The organism is Actinotignum vesiculae (assembly GCF_051267215.1).
GTDB lineage: Bacteria > Actinomycetota > Actinomycetes > Actinomycetales > Actinomycetaceae > Actinotignum > Actinotignum schaalii.
The window spans coordinates 1-5,206 of record NZ_JBOZGG010000025.1 but is presented as its reverse complement, the minus strand read 5'-3'; the positions used below and the strand labels follow the sequence as shown (position 1 = coordinate 5,206).

The 5,206-nt window shown below is 64.7% G+C and carries 3 protein-coding genes; all 3 read left to right on the top strand.

Annotated elements, in window-relative coordinates; genetic code table 11:
* Window positions 1-38 precede the first annotated feature (38 nt).
* The 3 genes from ACRQHG_RS09330 (at window position 39) to ACRQHG_RS09320 (ending at window position 5,164) form a co-directional block, all read left to right on the top strand.
* Window positions 39-1,667 (top strand): hypothetical protein, encoded by a 1,629-nt coding sequence (locus ACRQHG_RS09330; protein WP_435720023.1) that lies wholly within the window; start codon window positions 39-41, stop codon window positions 1,665-1,667.
* Window positions 1,668-1,900: 233 nt separating this feature from the next.
* Window positions 1,901-4,057 (top strand): 4-alpha-glucanotransferase, encoded by a 2,157-nt coding sequence (gene malQ, locus ACRQHG_RS09325; protein ID WP_435720022.1) that lies wholly within the window; start codon window positions 1,901-1,903, stop codon window positions 4,055-4,057.
* Between the two features lie 267 nt (window positions 4,058-4,324).
* Window positions 4,325-5,164: an MFS transporter gene (locus ACRQHG_RS09320; RefSeq protein ID WP_435720021.1), complete on the top strand. Its 840-nt coding sequence runs from the start codon at window positions 4,325-4,327 to the stop codon at window positions 5,162-5,164.
* The last annotated feature ends 42 nt before the right edge of the window (window positions 5,165-5,206 follow it).

Here is a 5,206-nt window from a genome sequence, read left to right as displayed (position 1 = left end):
GTCTTGTTTCACGGTAGTCATTCTGGTTTATCTCCTAGGTGGTTTTCACCCTCACACACAAACCATTAGACACTCTCGGGCAGGGGGATTGCGCCCCGGAGATCGCGAATTATTCCTTTATCAAAATAGCGAAAGACCCCGCTTTAGCCGCGGAAAACCAGGTGGTGACTACCCGCCTGGGCGCTATGCCCTACGGCGACCAGGTGCTTGACGCCGCCCTGGTGCCCGTCCAGGGCGAAGCGAATTACGTTTTCATCAAGGAACGCTCCGATATGGTGACGGCGCGGCCGCTCACCGACATCACCACTCCCAAATGGGGCGGCACCCATTTCACCAACAGCGGCGAATTCGCCGGGGAAAGCTCGCATTCGGCCGCGCAGGGAATGCTCTACCAGGACGGAACATATTGGGCTATGCGTTCCAACAGCCTGGTGCGCGCGAAAACCGGAGACACCACCACCGCCCAGGGAATTAAGATGCCGGGCTTAGTGGAGGCCGGCACGGTACAGGTGCACGAATTGCATAAAGCGGAGCTGCACGACGACGCCTATTCCACGCCGAGCAGCTCGCTCGAAAATGAGAATCTCCAATTCGTCAGCGGCATGATGATCCGTCCAGGATTATTTGGCTTCACGGAATATCAGAGCGGCGAATTCTGGCAGGTGGCCGTCGATAATTATGATGCCGCCAGTGATACCACCGCCTACGGGGATACGGGGCGGCTCTTCACTATGTATCGCGGCACCCCGAAATTGAATGCCCCGGAGTTCGCGGTTATTGGGACTCCGCTCAGCGGCGCGACCGACGTGGCGACAGGCGTGAGCATGGTGGCGCCCGCCGCCCCCACTAACGTCGCGGCGGAAACCGAACAAGAATTTGAATTCGTGGCCAGCAATCCAGGAAATTATATTTCCGGGGAGTGGACCGCGGAGAACCTCCCGCTTACCGGCGGCACCTATGCCGACGGTACGCCCGCCACGTGGCAAGTTATTGGACTCTCCGACATTGTGGAGACCGACCGCGATAGCGCAGCCGGAGCGGTGAAAGCTGGCCAAACTACGGCAGCGACTCCCCGCACCTCCTGCACCGTGACGGATAGTGCCACTGGCGCGCAGCTTTTCTGCCGGGGCACCCACGTGACTCCCGGAGCGAAGGTGAAGGTGCGCGTGAAAGTGAAGGCCGTGGCGCCTCCGGCTCCGCCCGCACCGGAACCTACCGTGGAGCCGACTACGCCGGAACCTACCGTGGAGCCGACAACTCCGGAGCCGACGGTGCCGGCACCGGAGCCCACCGTTGAGCCACCGGTGCCAGAGCCGACATCACCCGCACCGGTCCCGACGGTGGCGCCCGAGCCAACGGCGGATCCCACCATTGACCCGACAACCCCAGCCCCGGAACCGACCACGGGGCCAAGCACGTCGCCTGCACCAGTACCCACGGTGGAGCCAAGCACACCCGCATCAGTCCCGACATCCGGCCCGACAACCCCTGCGCCAAAGCCCGGCCCCACATCGCCTGCGCCGCGGCCAACTCGCACCGCCGTTCCCGGCAAACGCCTTCCGGCTACCGGCGCGGGCGAACTGGGAATGCTCGGCCTGATTGCCGGTGGTGCGCTGGTGGCCGGCATGGTGCTTCGGGTACGCCGGAATACCCGCGCGAATTCCTAAGCTGACGGCGCCCGGCCGGGTACCAACGGTGCTCTGCGACGCGCCAACGGTGCCCGGCCCGGAGCCAACGGCGCGCGGCGGGGCGGCCCCCGCCAGCTGCGCCGTCGTCGTCGCACCATCCCCACCACGGCGCGGAATTCCACGGAAAGGCAACGGAGCAGATATTCTAGTAACCGGGCTCGCCACCGGAGGCGAGCAACCGGGGACACACGGGGAGACACAAGGAGGGAACCATGGCGGGTTCACCACCGCAAGATATGCTCAACCGCATCGCTGATGCATACGGAGTGGCAACGCATTATTGGAGTTTCGCGGGCGAATACGTGACGGTGGATGCCGATACGCTCGTCGCGGTGCTCGCGGCCATGGGGATTGATACCTCCACTCCGGAAGCGGCGCAGGCGGCGCTGGACACGGTCGATAGCCGCGAATGGCGCCACGTGCTGCCCGCCACCACGGTGGTGCGCGAAGGTAACGAGCAGATCATCCGCGTGCATGTGCCCCACGGTGCCGCCGTGGCCCTCACCTACGAACTGGAAGACGGCGCGGAACTACCCGCCGTGCAGGCCGAAGATTTTGAACTGCCGCGCCTCATCGACGGCGCCATGATCGGCCGCGCCGCCTTCATCATCCCGGGCAATCTACCGCTCGGCTACCACACGGTGCGCGCCAAGGTCACCCCGCCGGCAGCGGGGGAGGAGGCTGCCACCTGGCATAGCGGGGCGCTCATCGTGGTGCCCGCGCGCCTGCCCGCACCGGCAGAAAAAGGCGTGGCCGGCTGGGGCGTGATGAGCCAGCTCTACTCGGTGCGCTCGCGTGACTCCTGGGGGACGGGGGACACCGCGGACCTAGCCGAACTCGGTTCGCTCTTCGGAGGGCTGGGTGCGCAATTCGTGCTCATTAACCCGCTGCACGCCGCCGAACCGTGCGGGCAGCTCACGAACTCGCCATATTTGCCGACGTCGCGCCGCTTCTTCAACCCCCTCTACATCCGCCCGGAGGACATCCGCGAAGTGGCCTATATGGACTCCGGCAAGCGCTCCATGGTCACGTGGGCGGGGCAGGCCCCCAAGGAATCCTCGCTGCACAATACCCTGCTGGATCGCAGCGCCTGCTGGGAAGCAAAACGCAGCGCCCTCGAAGTGATTTACCGCGAACCGCGCAGCCACGCCCGCCAGGCCGATTTCGACGCGTTCCGCGCCGCCGAAGGCCAGGGCCTGGAAGATTTCGCGTTCTGGTGCGCGATGTACGAGCGCTACGGCAAGCATTTCCCGGTCGAATGCGAGCGCCCCGATACCCTGGCCTCGCGCCGTGAACGCGCTGAGCTGAGCGAACGCATCGACTTCTACTGCTGGTGCCAGTGGGTCATGGACCAGCAGCTGGAAGCCGCCCAAAAGGTGGCGCGCGATGCCGGCATGGGCATCGGCGTGGTGCACGACCTCGCGGTGGGGGTGCAGGCCTGCGGGGCGGACGCCTGGGCCAACCCGGATGCCTTCGCCAGCGGCGTGAGCGTGGGCTCCCCGCCCGATATGTACAACCAGCTCGGCCAAGACTGGTCCCCGCCGCCCTTCAACCCGGTGGAGCTCGACCGCCAACACTACGCACCGGTGCGCGATATGGCCCGCACCGTTATGCGCCATGCCGGGGCGCTGCGCATCGACCACGTGATGGGATTCTTCCGGCTGTGGTGGATCCCGGCGGGCAATAAGCCGGTGGACGGCACCTACGTCTACTACAACCACGAAGCCCTCATCGGCGTGCTCATGCTAGAAGCGGCGCGCTCGGGCACCTTCCTCATCGGGGAAGACCTGGGCAACGTGGAACCCTGGGTGCGTGACTTCCTGACCGAACGGGGCATTTTCGGCACCTCCGTCATGCTCTTCGAAAAGGACGGGGAAGCCTTCCGCGCCCCCGAACACTACCGCAGCGCCTCCCTGGTCACGGTGGATACCCACGACCTGCCCCCGCTGGCCGGCTACCTGGCCGGCGAACACGTGGACCTGCGCGCCTCCCTGGATATCCTGGTGGAGCCCGTGGAGCAGGTGCGCGAAGAAGCCCGCCGCGAACGCAGCGTGCTTATCGACACCCTGTGCGGCTGCGGCTTGCTGGAGAGCCACGACCCCACGGAGCGCGAGCTCATCGAGGCGATGCACTGCTATATCGCTCGCACCCCCGCCCAGCTCCAGGCCATCGCCCTGGTGGATGCGGTGGGCGAGCGGCGCACCCAAAACCAGCCCGGGACCGATACCGAATACCCGAATTGGAAGATCCCGCTGGCCGACGGCACCGAAAAGGTGGTTCTCACCGAGGATCTGGGCGAGCACCCCCGGCTGCGTTCCCTCATCGCCGCGTACACGGCGGAATACGAGCGCTGCCACCCGCGGGGCTAAGGCGGCTCAGGCACAGTAGCGGTTCGCGGCTGTCTTAAAAGGTACGACGACGCAGCTAGGCCCGTCTCCTAAAATTTGCGCAAATTTTAGGAGACGGGCCTATCTCATGCCAGCACTTCTTCTTAGAGTGAATGCACCGGCCGGTATGCCCCTTTCCTGAGTTGGAAACGGGGTACGGGGCAAGGAGCACGGGGCGCAACGGAAGCGCACCGTTCCCGCCCTCGCAGCGCCAGCCACGAACAGCATTCTCAACGGTGAGGAGAGAACATGAAAAAACACCTCGTACCATTTTCGGCCACCGCCGCATCACTCGGTGGCTTCCTCTTCGGTTTCGACACCGCGGTCATTTCCGGAACCACGGCAGCCCTCCAAGACAAATGGGATCTGAGCGCCGGGCAGCTGGGCTTCACGGTCTCCTGCGCACTCATCGGCACCATTATCGGGGCGCTCTTCGGCGGCATTCCGGCCGATAAATGGGGCCGGCGCCCCGTCCTCAAAGGCGTGGCTGCCCTCTACCTCATCACCTCTGTATGCGTGGCGGTAGCCAATAGCTGGGTCTTCTTCCTCATCTTCCGCATGCTCGGCGGGATCGCGGTGGGGGCCTCCTCGGTGATCGCCCCGCTGTATACGGCGGAGATATCGCCAGCCGCACGGCGCGGAAAACTGGTGGCCACGGTGCAGCTCAATATCGTGATCGGCATTGTGGTGTCCTACTTCTCCAATTACATCATCGTCAAAATGATGCCGGTGGAGCTGGGCTGGCGCTGGATGCTCGGCATCCAGGCGGTGCCCTCCCTCATCTTCCTCGCGGTGTGCTACTTCATCCCGGAAAGCCCGCGCTGGCTCTACACCCGCGGGCGCGATGCCGAATCGCTGCGCGTCATGGAAGACCTGTGGGGCAAGAACGAAGCCGCGCAGGTCATGGCAAATATGCATAACGCCGCCCCGCACGCCGCGGCAACGGAGCCCTTCTTCTCCAAGCGCACCGCCCGCCCCATCACCATGGCGATTCTCATCGCCTTCTTCTCCCAATTCGCGGGCACCAACGCGGTGCTCTACTACGCACCGTCCCTGCTCCAGTCGCCGGCATCGCTATCTCGGCCGTAGGTGAACTCGGTATCGGCATACCCGCCACTCACGGGTGAGTTA

What these genes read in the sequence shown, in the direction of transcription:
- malQ (WP_435720022.1), top strand. Translation starts at nt 1,901, where the DNA reads ATGGCGGGTTCACCACCGCAAGATATGCTCAACCGCATCGCTGATGCA.
- ACRQHG_RS09320 (WP_435720021.1), top strand. Translation starts at nt 4,325, where the DNA reads ATGAAAAAACACCTCGTACCATTTTCGGCCACCGCCGCATCACTCGGT.